At 67.7% G+C, this 21,731-nt stretch carries 10 protein-coding genes; 5 read left to right on the forward strand and 5 right to left on the reverse strand.

Annotated features, from left to right (window positions below):
• Positions 1-86: 86 nt before the first annotated feature.
• Positions 87-575, reverse strand: a complete 489-nt coding sequence (locus ABRP17_RS11095; RefSeq protein WP_188326025.1) for an RDD family protein — start codon at positions 573-575, stop codon at positions 87-89.
• Positions 576-632: 57 nt separating this feature from the next.
• Here ABRP17_RS11095 and xerD point away from each other — a divergent pair, with 57 nt between their 5' ends.
• Positions 633-1,610, forward strand: coding sequence for a site-specific tyrosine recombinase XerD (xerD, locus tag ABRP17_RS11100; protein ID WP_349985017.1), 978 nt, complete (start codon positions 633-635; stop codon positions 1,608-1,610).
• Here xerD and ABRP17_RS11105 read toward each other — a convergent pair.
• The gene (locus ABRP17_RS11105; RefSeq protein ID WP_349985018.1) at positions 1,607-2,824 is read right to left on the reverse strand and encodes a hypothetical protein; all 1,218 of its coding nucleotides are present in this window, start codon (positions 2,822-2,824) and stop codon (positions 1,607-1,609) included. The genes xerD and ABRP17_RS11105 overlap by 4 nt on opposite strands.
• A gap of 176 nt (positions 2,825-3,000) precedes the next feature.
• Between ABRP17_RS11105 and ABRP17_RS11110 the strand changes: the two genes are divergently transcribed.
• Positions 3,001-3,774 carry a DsbC family protein gene (locus tag ABRP17_RS11110; RefSeq protein ID WP_349985019.1) on the forward strand — a complete coding sequence of 258 codons (774 nt, stop codon included), beginning with the start codon at positions 3,001-3,003 and terminating at the stop codon, positions 3,772-3,774.
• 259 nt (positions 3,775-4,033) lie between these two features.
• Here the strand turns inward: ABRP17_RS11110 and ABRP17_RS11115 are convergent, their stop codons facing one another.
• Together ABRP17_RS11115 and ABRP17_RS11120 are read right to left on the reverse strand one after the other, a co-directional pair.
• Complete coding sequence (locus ABRP17_RS11115) at positions 4,034-6,127, reverse strand: glycosyl hydrolase family 18 protein (protein WP_349985020.1); 2,094 nt, start codon at positions 6,125-6,127, stop codon at positions 4,034-4,036.
• Positions 6,128-6,364: 237 nt separating this feature from the next.
• Positions 6,365-7,915, reverse strand: a complete 1,551-nt coding sequence (locus ABRP17_RS11120; RefSeq protein ID WP_349985021.1) for an OTU domain-containing protein — start codon at positions 7,913-7,915, stop codon at positions 6,365-6,367.
• 241 nt (positions 7,916-8,156) lie between these two features.
• On the opposite strand from ABRP17_RS11120, the gene ABRP17_RS11125 reads away from it, so the two are divergent.
• Positions 8,157-8,579, forward strand: a complete 423-nt coding sequence (locus ABRP17_RS11125; protein WP_349985022.1) for a hypothetical protein — start codon at positions 8,157-8,159, stop codon at positions 8,577-8,579.
• A gap of 204 nt (positions 8,580-8,783) precedes the next feature.
• Here ABRP17_RS11125 and ABRP17_RS11130 read toward each other — a convergent pair whose 3' ends face one another.
• A complete protein-coding gene (locus ABRP17_RS11130) occupies positions 8,784-9,530 on the reverse strand; it encodes a hypothetical protein (RefSeq protein WP_349985023.1) in 747 nt (248 codons plus the stop codon).
• Positions 9,531-9,677: 147 nt separating this feature from the next.
• Here ABRP17_RS11130 and purL point away from each other — a divergent pair, with 147 nt between their 5' ends.
• Positions 9,678-13,562: a phosphoribosylformylglycinamidine synthase gene (purL, locus tag ABRP17_RS11135; protein ID WP_349985024.1), complete on the forward strand. Its 3,885-nt coding sequence runs from the start codon at positions 9,678-9,680 to the stop codon at positions 13,560-13,562.
• Between the two features lie 450 nt (positions 13,563-14,012).
• Positions 14,013-21,656, forward strand: coding sequence for an ESPR-type extended signal peptide-containing protein (locus tag ABRP17_RS11140; RefSeq protein ID WP_349985025.1), 7,644 nt, complete (start codon positions 14,013-14,015; stop codon positions 21,654-21,656).
• Positions 21,657-21,731: the final 75 nt, after the last annotated feature.

Genomic DNA, 21,731 nt, shown 5'->3' on the forward strand with positions numbered 1-21,731 from the left:
GCGCAGGGCGCGCTCGATCTACCGTGGTTCGATGACGTGTTGATGACAGTGCGGCATCGGTTCAGGCACGCGCCGTCGGAGAGGCGTCAGCGGCGATCGGGGCGGGGCAAGCGGGCAAGACGGGTGCCGCTGGCGCGGTCGTGCCACGCCAGACGGTCACGGTCGACCAGCGCCCACCAGAAGCCCAGGCCGGCGGCCAGCAGAGACAGCGTGCCCACGCTGTAGCGCAGCCAAGCGGCACGCCGGGTGGGGCGACTGCCGTCGGCCATCACCACCGTGAGCCGCCATGGACGCATCCCCAGCGTCTGCCCGCCCCTGCGCCAGCTGCCGCTGGCATACAGACCGGTCAGGACCCAGCAGCACGCCCACAACGCCCACTGCCAACTGCTGAACGGTGCGATGTTATCGCGCGCGGTGTGGCCCATCACGGTGTAGGCGATCACGAACACCGAACCCGCCAGCATCCACAGCGCCAATGCGGGAAACAGGTCGTACAGCAACGACAGCAGGCGCCAACCCAGCAGCGAGGCGGGTCGGGGCGATACGGCGGCGGGTGCATCATGCAGTCCAGGCATGCGCCGAAGCATACGCAATGCTGGTGGCGCATGCTGCGTGCCGCGTATGCTCGCCGCATGTCCGTTGCCACCACGCCCGCAGAACGCCGCCAACTGGTACAGGCACTGCCCGAACTCGATGCCGCCGATGCCGCGGCGATCACCCGCTTCCTGGATGCCGCATGGGCCGAACACGGCTTGGCGCGCGCCAGCGTCGACAGCTACCGGCGTGACCTTGAGGGGCTGGCGCGATGGCGGGTCGGTCGTGCAGGCAGCCTGGCGACCGCGGATCGCGCTGGGCTGTTCGACTATCTGGCCTGGCGTACGCGTCATGGCTGGTCACCGCGCAGCAACGCCCGCCTGCTTTCCGCACTGCGTGCCTTCTTCGCCGATGCGGTGCGCCGGGGGCTGCGCAGTGACGATCCCACCGCGCTGCTGGATCCGCCGAAGCTGCCGCGCCTGTTGCCCAAGGCGCTGGCGGAAAGCCAGATCGAGGCGCTGCTGGCTGCGCCGGACGTGGATGACACGCGCGGTCTGCGTGACCGCGCCATGCTGGAACTGATGTATGCCGCCGGCCTGCGCGTGAGCGAACTGGTGGGCCTGCCGGCGGTGGCGGTGAACCTGCGCCAGGGCGTGCTGCGTGTCACCGGCAAGGGCAGCAAAGAGCGTCTGGTGCCACTGGGCGAAGAGTCACAGCATTGGCTGGAACGTTATCTCAAAGAGGCGCGACCCCAGTTGGCCAACACGCGTGCGGTGCCGGCCGATGACAGCGGCCAGGTCCCGCTGTTCATCGAGCCCAGCCTGCGGCCGCTGAGCCGCCAGGCCTTCTGGCATCTGGTGAAGCGGTACGCGGCGGTGGCCGGTATCGATACGGCGCGCATCAGCCCGCATGGCCTGCGCCACAGCTTCGCCACCCATCTGCTCAACCATGGCGCTGATCTGCGCGCTTTGCAGATGCTGCTTGGCCACAGTTCGCTGTCGACCACGCAGATCTACACGCTGGTGGCACGCGAGCACCTGCAGAAGCTGCACGCGAAACACCATCCACGCGGTTAGAGGGAGGCGGGGCGATCATCGTCATCGCCATCGGACCACTGGTCTGAATCGTCGGTAGCCGGGTTCAACGGCTCTGTGCCCCGACGGAGATGATAGGGGGCCGGCGATCCATATCCGGAATCTTCGGAGCGTAGCAGCTGGGCCTGCGACCCGGCAGCCGCCAGAGCCGCAGGGGCGACGCCGCGCTCGACGAGCACGCTGTCTATCGCTTCGCTTTCCAGGCTGTCCGCGAAGGTGTCCAGCACAGAGGGCGTTGCCTGCCAACCGGAATGGGGTGATTTGTGGGGGTGGGCGCGGATGAACTCAACCAGCTCGAAGGTGCGCAGGCAGCGGGTCTGCGCAGGGGAGGGGTCCGCCGTGCCCGGATCGATCGCCTCGTCCCGCGCGCTGAGGAATGCGGCCCGGAACTCGCCGAAGTTCGGCCATGCTCGCTGCCAGAACGCGGTGGCGATCCACGTCCATGAGGCTGGGACGACGTGGTTACCGGCTTCCCGCTCCCCCATCGACCCATTGATGCTCGGTGTCGGTGTCGGGGCTCTCGCATCATCCGCGGGCGGGGGTCCGAAGCGGCTCAGGATGATGGACAACGCAGCGGTCTGTGCATCGGCCGACGCGGGCTGGCGTCCGGCAATGTACGCGAGGATGTCCTTCGTCGCCTCTCGCGCTTTCTGCTCGCGTATGTCTTGTTCGGCATTCACCTCGCTGGCCTCGTTCCGCGCCTGTGCGTTCACTTGCCTGCGTAGCGCCGTCTCATCGAGATGGCCTGCCCAGAAGGCTTTCGCCAACTGTTGGCGCGCCTCTCTGCGCAGATTGGTTGGATCCAGCATGGCGGTCAGCTGTTGTTTGACTGCGGGGTCGACGAATGTATCGGCCTGCAGCGTGCACTGGGTGCGGATCAGTACGCCGCGGAAGGCCGTGACGGTCTCCACCGGTTGGGATGCGATCGACGTGCTGCGATGGTCAACGGGATGGGTTGCCTCATCGAGCATCACTTTGTAGGGAGCCAGCTGCCGGGCTTTGTTCTCGAACTGGTCCAGCGTCATGCGACCCGATCTGACGCGGTCGGCCAAGCGCGTCTCGCGATTATTGATACTGCGCAATGCTGCAGTGAGGCGGGCATCTGAATATTCCTTGCGGACAAGTCGTACTTTCGCACTGAGCTGGTTGAGGACACTTGCCCGGAACATCAGGCCGAGCTGGGAAACGATGTGCATGTCGGGCTCCCCCACGTTGCGCGTTCAACTGGACGTTGCGGTTACGGATGCATGATTGCTTCCATCAATCGCTCAAGGCCAGCAGACTGTCGTTTCCTGCCGTGGCGTTACCGTGATGCGCCTGCTCAGGGCGCCTGTGCGAGAATCGGGATCCTACTTATCCTGCGGGCCTTTCGATGTTCCGAGTCCTTACTGCCGTCCTGCTCGGCACGCTCAGCCTGTCTGCCTGTGCGCAGCCTGCCGCACCTGCCGCCAGCAAGCCTGTTGCGACATCAGCCGCCGCGCCGGCGCGGGGAGGCGCGGAGCAGAACGTGCGCGCTGCGTTGGCCCAGTTGGACCCCAACTTCAAGCCCGATTATGTCGGCGCTGCGCCGTTCCCCGGCTTCCGCGAAGTCGTGGTTTCGGGCCAGGTGATGTATGTGTCCGATGACGGCAAGTATCTGATGCAGTCGCAGCCGTACGACATCCAGGCCAAGGCGTTGGTCAACAGTGAAGGCCTGCTGGCCTATCGCCGTGGCCTGCTGGAGAAGGCCAACCACGGTGACCGGATCGTGTTTGCTGCGCCCAATGCCAAGCACACCATCACCGTATTTACGGATATCGAGTGCGGTTACTGCCGCAAGCTGCACCAGGATATCGCCGAGCTCAACCGTAACGGCATCACCGTGGAATACCTTGCCTTCCCGCGGATGGGGCTGGGCAGCAAGGATTACACCGACATGATCTCGGTCTGGTGCGCGAGCGATCGCCGCAAGGCGTTGACCGACGCCAAACAGGGCAAGCCGGTAACGGCGAAGAACTGCACCAATCCGGTGGCGATGCAGTACGCGCTGGGTCAGCAACTGGGCGTCAACGGCACGCCGGCGATCTTTTCCGCAGACGGTTCGCAGCTGGGTGGCTACCTGCCCCCGGCACAGCTGAAGGCTGCGCTGGAACGCCGCGCGCGCTGACTTCGCGCGTACGCGGGCGCGCCGCCGGGAATCGATCATCAGTCCAGCCGACTGAAGTCGGCTCTACCGTCGGCTCTACCGGGGATGTGGGTGCAGTGGTAGCGCCGAGCCGTGCTCGGCGGAATGTCTGCGGCGCACGGTACATAAGGCAGCCGACTGAAGTCGGCTCTACCCTCGAAGCAACCCGAAGCAACCCGAAGCAACCCGAAGCGACCGACGGGAACGCTCCCCGGCATTGGCCGGGGAGCGCTGATGCTCGTTATTTCAGGCCATCACTGATGCTGCGCGACAAGGTGCCCTGTGCATCGTCGCCGCTGAACTCCCAGAAGAATGCGCCGCCCAGTCCCTGGGCTTTGACATAGGTCATCTTGCGGGTCACGTTGGCCGGGGTGTCATAGCTCCACAACGTGCTGCCGTTGTATGCCCAGGTGGCGCCTGTTGCGGTGTCGGTGTAGGTCGGCCAGCCGAGGTTCTTGAGCACCTTCCAGTCTTCGATGCCGGCCTCGTAGGTGCCCGCCGCTGCCCCGGATGCGGTCTGGTACATGCCGTTGTTGCCGCCACCTACGCCGTTCCAGCCACGACCGTAGAAGCCGATGCCCAGATTGAGCTTGGAGGCGGGCACACCGCGGGCCAGGAACGCTTCGATGGCGTCATTGCTGTTGTACTGCAGCTGGTCGCCGGTGGACGGATCGGCAGCGGCATTGAACAGCGCGGAGTGATGGTTGGTCCGTGGGTCCCACGCGCCGTGGAAGTCGTAGGTCATCACGTTGATGTAGTCCAGGTACGGGTGGTACGCCGCCGGATTGGTGACGCGGATCTTGTCGATACCGGCGCCGACCGCCACCGTCAACAGCAGGCCAGGTCGCACCGCATCCAGCTGGCGGCGGAATTCGGCCAGCAGTGCGGTGAAGTTGGCGTTGTCCTCCGGCGTGCCGCAGGCGATGCCACAGGCCACCGGGTATTCCCAGTCGATGTCGATGCCATCGAACACCCCCAGCGCGGCGCCGGCACCGCCCGCCCCGTCGGTAACGGGCAGGTTGCCGCGGATGTAGGCATCGATGCACGAGGCCACGAAGGCTTGGCGGTTTTCCGGGCGCGCGGCGCTGGAGAAGCCGCGTGACCAGGTCCAGCCGCCGAGCGAGATCAGCGCTTTCAGGCCCGGATGCTTGGCTTTGAGCTGCTTCAGCTGGTTCCAGTTGCCGCGCAGCGGCTGGTCCCACGTGTCGGCGCTGCCACTGACACTCTCACCGGCCGCGAAGGCCTTGCTGTAGTCCGCGAAGGCGTCACCACCAGCGCCCGTGTTGGCATCGGACGGCTGGGTGACACCCACTTCGCAGCGGTTGTTGCGCACATTGCCGAACGCATAGTTGATGTGGGTCAGGCCCGCGGCCGATCCACTGGCGTCGATGTTCTTGACCCGGTAATTGCGGCCATAGATACCCCACTGGGTGAAGTAGCCGATGACCCGCTTGCCTGCACCGCCGCCGCTGCCGGCAAGGGTGGTGGCACTGACGGTACTGCCCTGGGCCGACGCATTGCCGGCGTTGTCACGCGCCCGCACGCGGTAGCTGTAGGCGGTGGAAGGCAGCAGTCCGCCGTCGACATAGGACGGGCTGGAGGGCGAGCCCACCAGGGCGCCATTGCGATACACGTCGTAGCCCGCCACACCACTGCCGCCGCTGTTGTCGCTGGCGGCGGTCCAGCTCAGGGCCACGCTGTTGGCGGTGCGGGTGCCTACCGACAGCCCGCCGGGCACGCTGGGTGCGGTGGTGTCACCACTGGCGGCGTTGACGGTGATGGTGATCGTGGCGGTGCTGGCCGTGGCGTTGCCGTTGTCGGTGGCCACCGCGCGCAGGGTGTGGCTGCCGGCGCTGGCGTTGGTCCAACTGGCGCTGTAGGGCGCGCTGGTGTCGATGCCCAGCGAGGTACCGCCGCGGAAGAACTCGACCTTGCTGATGCTGCCGTCGGCATCGCTGGCGTTGGCCGTGACCGACACCGTGCTGCCAGCGCTGAAGAGGGCGCCGTTGGACGGCGAGGTCAGGCTGACCACGGGGGGCTGGTTGCTGCCACTGCCGGTACAGGCGCCCAGGTTGGTGTAATACGGCGCGCCGGCCGGATGATCGGGCGGTGCGTTCCAGATGTCCTGTCTGGCCTGATACAGCACGCCGTTCTTCTGCAGGGTGTCACCGGTGCGGTAGATCTTCGCCTGGTCCCATTGGCCGACGCCGGTGCAGTTGGCGGCCTGTGCCAAGGCGGGCAGGCTGCCGCCGATGGCCAAGGCCAGCAGCCAGGCAGGACGGTGGTGGAACGGGCGGGCGGGACGAGCGGCACTGCGTGCAATCGGGTCATGCATGATGGGTCTCCGATCGAATCAGGGTGTCGCGCGGGCCCCGATGGCGCCGCGCGTGACGCAGGTCCGGGCGCCACCGGACAGGCAGCGGAGGGGCGGACACACCGCGACGCAGTCAGTTGGCGTGCGGTGGAGACAACGTTGTCATCGATCGCGGCGTTAAACTGTGAGCCAGTGCGCTATTTGCGTCAGCTATGTGACTGGTGCTGAACCGGTCACATAGCAGCGCCTGGTCATGTCTCAGGCGCGGGGAATGGCGCTCCCTGCCTCGGGTGCGCGCTCGGATTTCACCGCCCGGGGAATGACGCTGTCGGTCCAGTAGTCTTCGATCTCGGCGCGGATTGCCGCCAAGTGCGCCCCAATCGGTTCGTCGCCGCGGACGGTCTGCAGGATCGTCGAGCGGAATTCTTTCTCGACCACAGTGCGTATCCGCGCCTGTGCGGCAGCCAGGTTTTCTTCGTCCTTCATCGCGGCCAGTGCCGCTTCAATCTGTTCCATGTAGGCCGTAATGGCCTTGTTGTGTAGTTCGCTGAGTTTCTGTTGCCGCGCCTTCAGGGCCTTCGTGTTCGTCGCCTGATAGCCAGCGAACGCGGTGTCGATGTCCTGCTGCACTTTCTCAGCCTGCGCAGGCCTTGAATCGCCTAGCGTGCTGCGCAGGGGGGATAGGACCTGGGCGCTGTGATGGTGATGCAGCTCCTCAAGGACGGCAGGCCGGTAGACGCCCTCGCTGACCAGCCGGTCCATGGCTTCGCGATAGGCGTCCAGCGCGAGGGAAGCGCACACGGCGGTGAATTCCGGGGAGGGATCCACCGGCAGCACGTTCGCAGACAGGGCGGACTCGGTCGACGCAGAGGATGCTTCACGGGGCGGTGGCGGGATGTCTGAGACCTGGGGATTACGCGATGGCCCTGTGTCCGGCAACCTGCCTTCCTGTGCACCTGCAATCTGCAGCAGCTCGGGCGTGTTCCAGATGTGGTCGGCCAGGGCCGCGCGCATCCGGCTGTTCGCTCCGGCTTCGTCCGTTTCGCCCAGCGCTCGAGATATGCAGCTGAAAAAGCAGTCGCCATCATCCGGCACCTGCTCGATGGCCTGTTCCTGGTCACGCCGGATCAGGCTGAAGTGACGTTCGTGCCGCAGCAGGATGATTTCGTCTTCGGCCGGCGCGGGCAACTCGGCGCCGCCGTTGCGGTGGCACAGCTCAGGCTGGCCCGCGCGGTACAGGTGGATGGCATCGTGGCCTGAATCCACGATGCGCAGCGCGCGCCCAGCGGGCCAGCCCGGCACATTGACGATCAACGGCAGCAGATCCCCGATGCCCTCGTTCCACACGCCCGATTGTTGAAACAGGTGCAGCGTCAGGCCCGCTGCCAGGCAGGACTGGTCGCTTTCGCTGAGCACCTGCCCCTGCAACGTGCCGGCCCATACTTCAGCCCGCAATGCCCTCAATGCGTCGCTGGACGTGTCGGTCAGTGTGAGCTTCAACTGGTCCAGCAGATGCTGGAAGCGCGCTTGTCCCGACACCGGCACCGTCGACGGCAGCATCTGCGGTAGCGTCGGGAGGAGACCCTGCGCGTGACGGTGCGGCGCAGCGTGGCGCAGGATTTCAGGATCGCCACCGGTCATGCCTGTCATGGCAACCCGATGCAGGCGGGAGGTCGGCGGCTGTGCGTTGCCGACGTCCTTGAGCGGCAGGCTCTGCGGTCGGCCCGACGGATCCACCCAGTTAACCCGCTTGCTGGCGGCTCGTGCGGCGTGCCCGATTAGGGAAAGAGAGGCGGCAGTGGCAGGCATGAGAGTTCCAGCAGGGAAGGAGGGCGGGGGTGGGATGCGGGCGTGGGCGCTCAGCTGCGGCCGCGCAGACCGTCAAGGGCGCGCTTGATCGCGTACAGATGCAGTTCTGCCCTCTGCGGCCGGGTGGGATGGAAGCGGGCCGGGCAGGCGTCGATCGCCCGATCAGAGCGTGCGGCTGACCGCTCTGGAAGCGTAGGGAACGTCATGGAAACCGCTCTGCCACTGCTGGCGGATATGGGCAATGCGTTTCAAGGCAGCCTCGCCTGCGCCCGCTGTGGGCCGTGAAGGTGATGGCAGCGGTGCCGTGGGCGGGGCGGTATCCTGCTTGGGCGGGACGGGTGCGGCAACGGCCGCGGCAGCCGCAACCGCAACCGCAACCACGCTGCGACTGAAGTTGGCGGCCGGCGGCGGTGCGGCGGTCGTGCGCGCGGTGCGCGAGAAGTTGCACAACGATGTCCGTGCGGCAGCAGCGCTGAACTGTCCGTTGCGCAGTGCCAGTCCGGTGAAGGCGCAGCGCGCTGCGCTCACGCTGGCGGGCGGGCGCATGGATGCACCTGCCAGCGCACGGGTCGCGGCATGGGATGCCACGGCAAAAGCGGGCTTCGGCAAGCGGTCTGCCGCGCCGGACAGGCGGTTCATCACGGCCTGCGTAAGCGGTTGGTAGCCCGATCTGCCGGTGGCGGCATTTCGTACCTGGGCGGGCGTCAGGTGGGTCGACCGCTGCACGGCTTGCGCAGCGAGTGAGACGGCGCGTGCGGTGAAGGACGGGGAGGGATGGATCAGCATCAAGGTGTCTCACGGGAAGGATGAGGGGGGTGCAGCGTGCCTGCTGCGTCTGACGGCGGCCGCCATGAATGGCGCAGCCGCCCTATCCGCGCAGGCGATCCAGTGCGCGCTTGATACCGAACGGATGGAACTCACTGCGCTGCGGCAACGTCGGATACTTATGCGGCGGATGGGGAGTCATCTCGGACGGCTTGGGGATGCGGCCTCGCAGAAGATCCTCCAGGCGTGCCGGATCGGGCGACCTGCTGCGGTGGAGCGCCATCGTCTGCAGCAATACCGCGGACGGTTGCGGCATCGACACCGTTGGCCGTTGCTGGCTGGACGGCGAGGCCGCCGTCAGTTGCTCCGCCTCGCGCCCGTGCCAGAGCTTGCGTACGGCGCGCACTCTGTCCGCCGCCTGCAGCGTCTCCAGCGCCTCGGTGCTGCCTTGACGCGCTGCACCGTTGTCCTTCGCGTCCAGCCCCTGCTGCGCGGGATGCTGGCCTGTGTCGCGCAGCATCCAGTCGGCACGTACCGCCTGGATGCGTTCCCATACCTGCTGGCAGGCAGCCGCGTTGTGCGGGGCCGCCTTCGAGGGAGCCGGCGCCTGCGCAGCGGCCATCTGTGCCAGGTCTATCCGTAGCGGGGAGAGCACTTTCAGCGTCCCCGTCAGGGTGCCGTGGGGACGGGCCAGCGCTTCGGCGCGGAAGGGACGAGCACCGTTGACGGCACGGGCGGGCAGCAGCGGTGACGTGAACTGGGGGACGAGGCGTTTCTGATGGGCGGCAACGACGACGGAGACGAGGTTGGCCAGTGAGAGGGCAGGCGCACTGACGTGGTTGGGTGGCATGGAGACGGCCTGGGACAAAAGACAGGCCGCAGGGTCGCCGGGTCTGCGACGGGCGACCGCCAGTTTTCGCGCATACCTTGCGAGTCCGGGCCGGCGGCCTGCTTCCGGTACACTATCGGGCCCGTTTCCAACCACGGTTCCCCGGACATGATGGTCCTCGAGGGCGCGCCCGCCCTGTCGGCGTTCCGCCGCGAACGTCTCGAATCCCGCCTGCAGTCCATTGCCGCCGATCTGCGCATCAGCGGTGCCTGGCATGTGTATTTCGTGCAGCCCGAAGGCCAGCAGCACGCCGATGCCGCCATCCTGCGGCGGATCCTGGAGGCTGGCGAACACGCTGAGCCTTTGGCCGCCGGTGCGACGCAGCGCTTCGTGGTGCCGCGCCTGGGCACGCTGTCGCCGTGGTCGAGCAAGGCGACCGAACTGGTGCGCGGTGCGGGCCAGCCGGTCAGCCGGGTCGAACGTGGCCTGCGCCTGGACCTGCTGGGCTGGCCTGCCGACCCGCAGGTCCAGCAGGCGCTGGTGAAGGCGCTGCACGATCCCATGACCCAGTCGGTGCTTGAGACCGTCGAGCAGGGGCAGGCGTTGTTCAACGCGCTGCCGCGTGGCGAGCTGGAGCGGATCGCGCTGGATGATCTGGACGGTGCCAACCAGCGCCTCGGCCTGGCGATGGCGCAGGATGAAATCGACTACCTGCGGGAGCGCTTCGCCCAACTGGGACGCAAGCCCTCGGACGTGGAACTGATGATGTTCGCGCAGGCGAACTCCGAGCATTGCCGGCACAAGATCTTCAATGCCAGTTGGACCATCGATGGGCAGGACCAGGACCGGTCGTTGTTCAAGATGATCAAGAACACCCACCAGCAGACCCCGCAGCACACGCTCAGCGCCTACAGCGACAATGCGGCGGTGATCGAAGGGCACCCGGCGGCACGCTATCGCCCGGACCCGTCCACGGGCGAGTACCGCAGCGAAGCGGTGCTGCCGAGTGCGTTCCAGATCAAGGTGGAAACCCACAACCATCCCACCGCCATCGCGCCGTTCCCCGGTGCGGCAACCGGTGCCGGCGGCGAGATCCGCGACGAGGGGGCAACCGGACGCGGTGGCAAGCCCAAGGCAGGCCTCACCGGTTTCTCGGTCTCGCACCTGCGCATCCCGACGCTGCCGCAGCCCTGGGAAGCGCCGCGCGCGCTGAATCCGCGCATGTCGCCGGCACTGGACATCATGCTGGACGGCCCACTGGGCGGTGCGGCCTTCAACAACGAGTTCGGCCGTCCGAACCTGCTGGGCTACTTCCGCAGCTTCGAGCTTCCCGAAGGCGGCGCGCTGACCCGCGCGTATGACAAGCCGATCATGCTGGCCGGTGGTCTCGGTGCCATCGACCGCGTACAGGTGGACAAGCTGCCGCTGCAGGCCGGTGACGTGGTGATCGTGCTCGGCGGCCCGGCGATGCTGATCGGCCTGGGCGGTGGTGCCGCTTCGTCGGTGGCATCGGGCGAAAGCGCGGAAGACCTGGATTTCGCCAGCGTGCAGCGCGAGAACCCGGAGATGGAGCGCCGTTGCCAGGAAGTGATCGACCGCTGCGTCGGCATGGGGTTGGACAACCCGATCAAGTTCTTCCACGACGTCGGTGCGGGCGGCCTGTCCAACGCGATTCCGGAACTGCTGCACGATTCCGGCGTGGGCGGGGTGATCGATCTCGGCAAGGTGCCGACCGACGACCCGTCGCTGTCGCCGATGCAGTTGTGGTGCAACGAGTCCCAGGAGCGTTACGTGCTGGGTGTCGCACCGGAGCGTCTGGATGCGTTCGCCGCGCTGTGTGCGCGTGAGCGCTGCCCGTTCGCCGCGGTGGGCATTGCGACGACGGAAGAACACCTGGTGGTGGCGTACGGCGCCGTGCCGGGCCACATCCCCGCCGATGCCCCGATCGACCTGCCGATGGACGTGCTGTTCGGCAAGCCGCCGAAGATGCACCGTGACGCGACCCACCCGCCTGCACCGCGCTGGCCCGCGCTGAAGACCGGCGGGTTGGACCTGCACGAAGCCGGCCTTCGCGTACTGGCCCATCCGACCGTCGCCTCGAAGAACTTCCTGATCACCATCGGTGACCGCAGCGTCGGTGGCCTCACCGCGCGCGAGCAGATGATCGGCCCGTGGCAGGTTCCGGTTGCGGACGTGGCCATCACCCTGGGCGATTTCGACGGCGTGGTCGGCGAGGCGATGTCGCTGGGCGAGCGCACGCCGCTGGCCCTGCTTGATGCGGCCGCTTCGGCGCGCATGGCGGTCGGCGAGGCGATCACCAACCTGTGCGCCGCGCCGGTGGATGCGCTGGACGAAGTGAAGCTCTCGGCGAACTGGATGGCGGCTGCCGGCCACGCCGGTGAAGACGCCCTGCTGTACGACGCGGTCAAGGCCGTGGGCATGGAACTGTGCCCGCAGCTGGATATCAGCATCCCGGTGGGCAAGGATTCGCTGTCGATGCAGGCGCAGTGGCACGATGCCGACCAGGCACACAAGAGCGTATCGCCGGTGTCGCTGGTGATCACCGCGTTTGCCCCGGTGGCCGACGTGCGCCAGCAGCTCACTCCGCTGCTGCGGCGCGACGTGGACAGCGAACTGTGGTTGATCGGCCTGGGGGCCGGCAAGCAGCGCATGGGCGGTTCGATCCTGGCCCAGGTGCATGCCGACCACAGTGGCCTGCCTGCCTTCGGTGGCACGGCGCCGGATCTGGATGATCCGCAGCGCCTGCGCGCGTTCTTCGAACTGATCCGCGATGCACGCCAGGCCGGCGTGCTGCTGGCGTACCACGACCGCAGCGATGGCGGCGCATTTGCCGCATTGTGCGAGATGGCGTTCGCTTCGCGGCTGGGGCTGGACATCCTGCTCGATGCCTGGGGCGATGATCCGTTCCGCAGCCTGTTCAACGAAGAGCTGGGCGCGGTGGTGCAGGTGGCACGCGAGGACCGCGCCGCCTTCGCTGACCTGGTCGAGCGCCATGCGCTGACCGAATGCGCGCAGCGCATCGCCCGCCCGACCACGGCACCGGTGGTGCGGGTGACCCTGCACGGTGAAAGCCTGGTCGAGTGGCGCTGGGAAGCGCTGTTCGATGCCTGGTGGTCGGTGACCCATGCCATGCAGAAGCTGCGTGACAACCCGGAAAACGCCGATCAGGAACACCAGGTGGCGCGGGCCTTCAGCGCCCCCGGCCTGAAGCCGAAACTGTCGTTCGACCTCAACGAGGATATCGGTGCCCCGTACGTGCAGACCGGTGCCCGGCCGGCCGTGGCGATCCTGCGCGAGCAGGGCGTCAACGGCCAGATTGAAATGGCGAACGCCTTCGAACGGGCCGGCTTCCGCGCGTACGATGTGCACATGAGCGACCTGATCGAGGGTCAGGTCGCGCTGCAGGACTTCCGTGGCCTGGTGGCATGCGGTGGTTTCAGTTATGGCGACGTGCTGGGCGCGGGCCGTGGCTGGGCGACCTCGATCCTGGAGCGTGATGCGCTGCGCGATGCGTTCGCCGCCTTCTTCGCGCGCGAGGACAGCTTCTCGCTGGGTGTGTGCAATGGCTGCCAGATGATCAGCCAGCTGAAGGCGATCATCCCCGGTGCCGAGCACTGGCCGCAGTTCCGCCGCAATGCCAGCGAGCAGTTCGAGGCACGGACGTCGCTGCTGGAGGTCGTGGAGTCGCCGTCCATCCTGCTGCGCGACATGGCCGGTTCACGCCTGCCGGTGGCGGTGGCGCATGGCGAAGGACGCGCGGTGTTCGACAATGCCGTGGACCAGGCGGCGGCGCGGGTGGCGCTGCGGTTCATCGACGGCGATGGCAAGGTGGCCAGCCAGTATCCGCTCAATCCCAACGGCTCGCCGGACGGCATGACCGGCCTCACGACCACCGACGGCCGGGTCACCATCATGATGCCGCACCCGGAGCGCACCGCGCGTGCACTCAACTTGAGCTGGGCCCCGGCCGAGTGGCAGGGGGACTCGCCGTGGATGCGGATGTTCCGCAACGCACGCGCATGGTGCGGATGAACGCAGTTCAGTGATGCGTAGCGCCAATCCGCTCCCGTATTGAGAACCCGCCGGGCAACCGGCGGGTTTTTTCTTGCCCAAGTCAAATCGAAGACGATGCCCGCACATGTGAGGGTGAATACGCGTCGACCACGTGCGTTACATGGTCGTTACAGCCTGACGCAATCGGCTCATGAATGGCCGTATTCGAGACAGGCATCACGTCATTTCCTTTTTGTGCGTCAAGCTATTGACGTCAGGAAACGTTCACGTTAAACCTCTATCTCGTTCTGGAAACATTCAGTCAACCTCTCCCGTCTGACCGCAGGCAGCGCACCACGTTCCACTGACAGCGGCCCGGCAACTGCAGTAAATCATGCGAATCAAGCGCCCCCAGGGGACGTTGGGTCATTGCACCCGGCGCTGGCGTTGCTTTGCCCGAAAACCAGTCCAACCAGGAGTCGTACTCAGATGAATCGGATTTATCGCAAGGTCTGGAACAAAGCACTCGGACAGCTGGTCGTGGCCTCTGAACTGGCCTCGTCCGATCAGCCCGGCAACGTCATCGACAAACGCCGCCGAGGCACCGGACCGGTCCTGGTTGGGGCATCACTGGCCATGGCGTTGGGATGGGGCGCGCTCACACCGCAGGCCCACGCCCAGTCGTTGGCCGTCGGCGGTACCGAAGAATGCCGGCTGGAGGACGGAACACTGGCGCAATGCGTGGTGACCGGCAGCGCTGTTGTTTCCGGTCCGAATGCGGTGGCCGTGGGTGACAACAGCGCAGCCAACGGCCTCTACGCGGTGGCCATCGGCGCTGACACCGTCGCCAGCAAATCACTTTCCTCCGCCTTCGGTGGGGGCGCGCAGGCCACATCCACCAGCAGCACCGCACTCGGCGCGGGCAGCGTCGCATCGGCCAGCAACAGCGTGGCGCTGGGCGCGGATTCGACCGCGATCCGGGCAGACAGCGTGTCGGTCGGCAGCGTCGGCAGCGAGCGCCAGATCACCAACGTCAAGGCCGGAGAGACAGATACCGATGCGGTGAATGTCGCCCAGCTCGACGCGGTCGCTGACATCGCCGAAAACACCGCGAACTATTTCCAGGCCAGCGGCACCGGCACTGCCACCGCATCGGGTGCGTCGGCTACGGCCGCAGGCGCCGGCAGCGTGGCCTCGGGCAACAACGCCGTGGCGCTGGGTGATGCCGCCTTGGCCACCGCCGAAGGCACAGTCGCCGTCGGCGGTACCTTGGACGGTCAGTACGCGACCGAAGCAGCAGGCCGTTATTCCACTGCCGTGGGCAGTGGCTCGTTTTCCGTGGGTAGCGGAAGCACGGCGCTGGGTGCCGGTGCCGTGGCCGAAAGCGCGGGCAGCGTGGCGCTGGGCGCAGGCTCGTATGCCGACCGCGTGGACAGCGTCTCCGTTGGCTCGGCCGGGCTGGAACGCCAGGTCACCAACGTGGCGGCCGGTACCGAAGGCACCGATGCGGTGAACCTGGACCAGCTGGACGAAGTGGCTGCGGTCGCCGATACCACGGCCAAGTACTTCCAGGCCACCGGCAGCGCGGACAGCGACGCCGGCGCGTTTGCCGCAGGCGCCAATGCAACCGCCATCGGTGAGGCATCCAACGCGTTGGCCGATGGCAGCACGGCGCTCGGCAGTGGCGCTACAGCGGTCGCCAGCAATGCTACGGCAGTGGGCTTCAATGCACTGGCCGGTGGCCAGAACAGCGCGGCCTTCGGCAACAACGCGCAGGCCAGTGGCCCGGGCAGCGTGGCGGTGGGTGGCGTGGCCGTTGACGAAGACGGCAACCCGCTGATCACCAATGGCGGGGTGCCGGTGGATACCGGCGCGACCAGTGCCAGCGTGGGCGGCACGGCCGTCGGTGCCAGTGCCGAAGCCAGTGGATTCGCTGCCTCGTCGTATGGCCTCGGCGCGTATGCCGGCGGCGAGCAGTCGTCCGCCTTCGGTGCGGTGTCCAATGCCATCGGGGACTACTCCACCGCCATCGGCACCCAGTCGGTCGCCACCGGCACCAGCAGCACCGCCATCGGCGGACCGGCCGACCTGATTCCGGGCCTGGGAATCTTCGTGCAGACCCAGGCCAGCGGCGAATCGGCCACGGCCGTCGGCGCCGGCGCCATCGCCAGCGGTGATCTCAGCCTGGCCACCGGCACGCTGACTGAAGCGTCCGGTGAGCAGGCTACTGCAGTGGGTTACTTCGCCTATGCACCGGGGGACCGCGCCAGCGCGCTTGGCGCGCAGAGCTGGGCCAGTGGTGAAGACAGCACCGCCGTCGGTTTCTACAGCACCGCACGGGGCGCCAACAGCGTGGCCCTGGGCGCCAATTCCGAAGCCGTGCGGGCCAACTCGGTCGCCGTCGGCAGCGTCGGCAACGAGCGCCAGATCACCGATGTGGCGGCAGGTACCGAGGGCACCGATGCGGTGAACCTGGAGCAGTTGGACGCGGTTGCCAGCGTGGCTGACACCACGGCGAAGTACTTCCAGGCCACCGGCAGCGCGGACAGCGACGCCGGGGCACTTGCCGCCGGCGCCAATGCAACGGCCATCGGTGAGGCGTCCAACGCGCTGGCAGATGGCAGCACGGCCCTCGGCAGCGGCGCTACGGCGGTCGCCAGCAACGCCACTGCCGTTGGCTTCAATGCACTGGCCAGCGGCCAGAACAGTGCCGCTTTCGGCAACAACGCCCAGGCCAGTGGCCCCGGCAGCGTGGCAGTGGGCGGTGCGGCGGTGGACGAAGACGGCAACCCCTTGATCACCAACGGTGGGGTCCCGGTAGACACCGGCGCCACCAGCGCCAGCGTGGGCGGCACGGCCGTCGGTGCCAGCGCCGATGCGAGCGGTTTTGCGGCGTCCTCTTTCGGGCTGGGCGCGTATGCCAGCGGCGCGCAGGCGTCCGCCTTCGGCGCGGTGGCCAACGCCACCGGTGACTATTCGACGGCGGTGGGTACCAACAGTGCCTCCACCGGTGACAACTCGGTGGCACTGGGCGCGGACTCGGTGGCCAGCGGTGGCTACAGCACGGCGACCGGTCAGGCCAGCATCGCCAGCGGCACCAACAGCGTCGCGGTAGGTGGCGCGCTGTTCGGCATCCTGGCCACTGAAGCATCAGGCAACTATTCCACCGCCGTCGGCGGTGGTGCGTGGTCGCCCGGGGTGAACAGCACCGCGCTGGGCAATGCAGCAACCTCGCAGGGCGCCAACAGCGTGGCGCTGGGTGCGGATTCGATCGCCGACCGCAACGACAGCGTGTCGGTTGGCAGTACCGATGCGCAGCGCCAGATCACCAACGTGGCGGCCGGCACCGAAGGCACCGATGCGGTGAACCTGGACCAGCTGAACACCGTCGCGGCGGGTGCGGAAAACACCAGCAAGTATTTCCAGGCGCAGCCGGAGACCGGCACCGACACCGGTGCGTGGGCCGAAGGCGAAGGCGCTGTTGCGGTCGGATCCGCCAGCAATGCGATCGGTGACGGCGCGGTAGCGCAGGGCGCAGGTGCATCCGCAGTCGGCAACGACAGCGTTGCGCTGGGGCGCAATACCAGTGCCGGCGGTGAAGGGGCCGTGGCCATCGGTGGCCTCGGCCAGGCGTATGACCAGTACAACTCGCCGCTCACCAACCCGGACGGCACCGCCGTGCTGACCGGCACCAGTGCCAGCGCGGGATCGACGGCGGTCGGCAACGCAGCACAGGCCACCGGGCTGGTCAGCAATGCGTTCGGCTCGGGCGCGCAGGCGACCGGTGACAACAGCTTTGCGGGCGGCAACAAGGCGCGTGCGGTCGGCAGCTACAGCGTGGCGCTGGGTGACAGTGCCTGGGCCAGCAGCGACGAAACCACGGCCGTAGGCGGCTACAGCTTCGCCACCGCAAACGGCGCCACCGCGTTCGGTTCCAGCGCATGGGCGACGGCCACCAATGCATCGGCCTTCGGCCTGGCGTCATGGGCCAGTGGCAGTGGCTCCACATCCATCGGCTACAACAGCTGGGCCGATGGCCTCAGCTCCACCGCAGTGGGTCGCGGGGCCTTCGGTTATGGCGATTACAGCATCGCGATGGGTTTCCAGGCCTTGGGCAACACCGTCAACAGCATTTCCATCGGCACCAATTCCGAGGCCTTGGGCGAAAGCGCCATCGCCCTGGGGGCGGGCAGCAGTGCGGCCGGTGACAACAGTGTCGCGCTGGGTGCCGGTTCGGTGGCAGCGCGTGATCGCAGCGTCGCCATCGGCAGCGCCGGCAACGAACGCCAGCTCACCAACGTAGCGGCAGGTACCGAAGGCACCGACGCGGTGAACCTGGACCAGCTGGATGCGGTCGCGGCCGCAGGCGAGGCCACCAGCAAGTACTTCCAGGCCACCGGCAGCGCAGACAGCGACGCCGGCGCCCTGGCGTCCGGTGCCAACGCAACGGCCATCGGCGAGGCGTCCAACGCACTGGCAGACGGTGCGTCGGCACTCGGCAGCGGCGCAACCGCTGCAGGCCAGAACGCGACAGCGGTCGGCTTCAACGCGCTGGCAGCCGGGCAGAACAGTGCCGCCTTCGGCAACAACGCACAGGCCACCGGTCCGGGCAGCGTCGCGGTCGGCGGCGTGGCGGTCGATGAAGACGGCAATCCGTTGATCACCAACGGCGGTGTGCCGGTGGATACCGGCGCCACCAGCGCCGGGCTCGGTGGAACCGCCGTCGGTGCCAGCGCCGTCGCCAGCGGCTTCGGTGCGGCGTCCTACGGCCTGGGGGCTTATGCCTCCGGCGCACAGTCCGCGGCCTTCGGTGCGGTATCCAACGCCATCGGCGATTACTCCACCGCCATCGGCACGCAGACGGTCGCCACCGGCACCAGCAGCACCGCGATCGGTGGCCCGGTCGATCTGCTGCCCGGCCTGGGCTTGCTCATCTCCACCGAAGCCAGCGGCGAAGCCGCCACGGCGGTAGGCGCAGGTGCGCAGGCCAGTGGTGACAATTCCACTGCGGCAGGCACCCTGGCCTTCGCCACCGGTGACCAGAGCACGGCGATCGGCTATTTCTCCAGCGCCTCGGCGATCAACTCGGTCGCGTTGGGTGCCGACTCGGTGGCCAGCCGTGACAACACCGTATCGGTGGGCAGTGCCGGCAACGAGCGACAGGTGACCAACGTGGCCGCCGCTACACAGGGCACCGATGCGGTGAACCTGGACCAGCTCAACGCCGTGGCCTCGGTGGGTGAAACCACCAGCAAGTACTTCCAGGCCAGCGGCAGCGACGACAGCGATGCCGGCGCACTTGTCAGCGGCGACAACGCACTTGCCGCCGGTGAGGCCAGCAACGCGATTGGCGATGGCGCCATCGCGTTGGGCAGCGGTGCGACCTCCAACGGGTCCAACGCGGCAGCCGTCGGCTTCAATGCCGTGGCAGAAGGTGAGAACGCGCTCGCCAGCGGCTTCAATGCACAGGCCCTCGCGGCCAACGCCAGCGCCAGCGGTGCCAACGCGGTCGCATCGGCCGAGTACGCCACTGCAAGCGGCGCAGAAAGCCTGGCCTCGGGTGAACAGAGCGCCGCCTACGGTGCCGCCAGTGTCGCCAGCGGCGACGGCAGCACAGCCGCTGGCGTGCTCTCTGAAGCCAGCGGCGAAGAAGCGGTTGCGGTGGGTTACTTCACCACCGCTGATGGCAGCGGTGCGACGGCGGTGGGCTCCGAAGCGGTGGCCATCGGCACCACGGCCGCCAGCTTCGGCTTCGCAGCAGAAGCCACGGCGGGTTACACCACGGCGGTGGGCGGCTACGCGCAGGCCACGGCGTTCAACGCCACGGCACTGGGCAGCTTCGCCAACGCTTCCGGTTCCAATTCGGTCGCCCTGGGTGGCGATTCGGTGGCCAGCGGTGCGTACAGCACGGCCGCCGGCCAGGCCAGCATCGCCAGCGGTACCAACAGCGTGGCCGTCGGTGGCGCATTGGGTGGACTGTTCGCTACCGAGGCATCCGGCAACTACTCCACCGCCGTCGGCGGGGGTGCCTGGTCGCCGGGCGTCAACAGCACGGCGCTGGGCAATGCAGCGGAATCGCGAGGCCTGAACAGCGTGGCGCTGGGTGCGGACTCCATCGCCGACCGCGACGACAGCGTGTCGGTCGGCTCCAGCGGCGCGACGCGGCAGATCACCAACGTCGCGGCAGGCAGTGAAGCCACCGACGCGGTGAATCTGGCGCAGCTGCAGGCCGTCGCCGATGCCAGCGGGACCGGCAGCAAGTACTTCGCCGTCAGCGGCAGTGAAGACAGCGACGCCGGTGCCTTGGTGACAGGTGACAACGCGCTGGCGGCAGGTGAAGCCGCCAATGCATTGGGTGACGGTACCGTTGCCCTGGGCAGCGGCGCCACGGCGGCCGGCAACCATGCCACGGCGATCGGCTTCAACGCACTGGCAAACGGCGAAAACGCAACGGCCAGCGGCTTCAATGCACAGGCAGTGGGCGCCAATGCCAGCGCCAGCGGCGGCAACGCGCTGGCGTCGGCGGTGTACGCGACCGCCAACGGCGCGGGGAGCGTGGCGTCAGGAGAAGTCAGTGCCGCCTTCGGTGCGGGCAGCGTTGCCAGTGCCGACGGCAGCACGGCGACCGGCGCGTCCTCGGCCGCGTCCGGTGTGCAATCGGTGGCCGTGGGTTCCGTCAGTACAGCGGCAGGCGATGCGGCGACCGCCGTGGGTTCGGAAAGCACGGCCGGTGGCAGCGTTGCGGCCGCACTGGGCTTCCGTGCCGATGCCAGCGGTGACTTCAGCACGGCCATTGGTGGTCTCTCGCAGGCCACGGCGTTCAACGCCACCGCGATCGGCAACTCGGCAGTCGCCTCCGGCTCGGGCTCACTGGCACTTGGTGGCGATGCACTCGCCAGCGGCGCGCGCAGTGTCGCCCTGGGTGCGGGGTCCAAGGCGGTGGACGCCAACGTGGTGTCGGTCGGTGGCGGTGACGGGACCAGTTCTCCAGCCACCCGCCGCATCGTCAACGTCGCCGAAGGTCGCCTGACCGCCGACAGCAGCGATGCCGTCACCGGTTCGCAGCTCCACCGCACCAACCAGCGCGTCGGCGCGGTGGAAACCAAGGTCAACGATATCGACAGCCGCATCGGCGGTATCCAGACCACCCAGGCCAATACGCTGGCCTACGACGATTCGCAGCACGGCAAGATCACCTTCAACGGTGAGCAGGGCACGGTGGTGGACAACGTCGCCGCAGGCAGCATCAGCGGTGACAGCCGCCAGGCCGTCAACGGGGGCCAGCTGTTCCAATCGCTCAGCAACGCGGCCAGCATGCTCGGCGGCGGCGCCAGCGTGGGCCTTCAGGGTGTGTTCGTCGCGCCGAACTACGTCATCCAGGGCAACACCTACAACAACGTGGGTGACGCGCTGACTGCGCTGGACTCGCGGGTTTCTTCGATGGGCCAGAGCCTGGCATCGGGGGCCCCGATCAGTGCGTCGCCTGCACCGGCAGCCGGTGGAACCGGACCGGCAACGGCGGCGGGTGGTTCGCGTCCGGTGGCCGCACCGACGGCTGACGTCAGTGCGCAGGCAGTTGTCGGCCAGGGAGCCGTCGCCAGCGGCGCCGGGGCGACCGCGATCGGCCTGGGTGCGACTGCATCGGCCGACAACTCGGTCGCGCTGGGCCAGGGCTCGGTCGCGGATCGTGCGAACTCGGTGTCCGTCGGCAGCGTCGGCGGTGAGCGTCAGGTCACCAACGTGGCCGCCGGCACGCAGGCGACCGACGCGGTCAACAAAGGCCAGCTGGACAGCGGCGTAGCCTCGGCCAACAGCTACACCGACACCCGCTTCAAAACGGTCGCCGACAGCGTCGATGTGTTCAAGGGCGAAGTGGACGGCAAGCTGCGGAACATGGACCGCCGCATCGACCAGCAGGGCGCGATGAGCGCGGCGATGTTGAACATGGCAACCAGTGCCGCCGGCGTGCGCACCCAGAACCGGGTCGGCGTCGGCGTCGGCTTCCAGGGCGGCGAATCGGCCCTGTCGCTGGGCTACCAGCGTGCGGTCAGTGATCGCGCCACGGTGACGTTCGGCGGCGCGTTCAGCAGTGATGACAGTTCCGTAGGCGTCGGTGCCGGCTTCGGCTGGTAAGGACGCGGCAACAGAAACGGCGGCGGCCGCCGGTCGCTGCCCGCCAGTGAAGCCTGAGGGGGCGGGTCACGGCAA

Origin of the sequence: Stenotrophomonas sp. WHRI 8082, from assembly GCF_040223995.2 — a bacterium.
In the GTDB taxonomy this organism is placed as follows: domain Bacteria; phylum Pseudomonadota; class Gammaproteobacteria; order Xanthomonadales; family Xanthomonadaceae; genus Stenotrophomonas.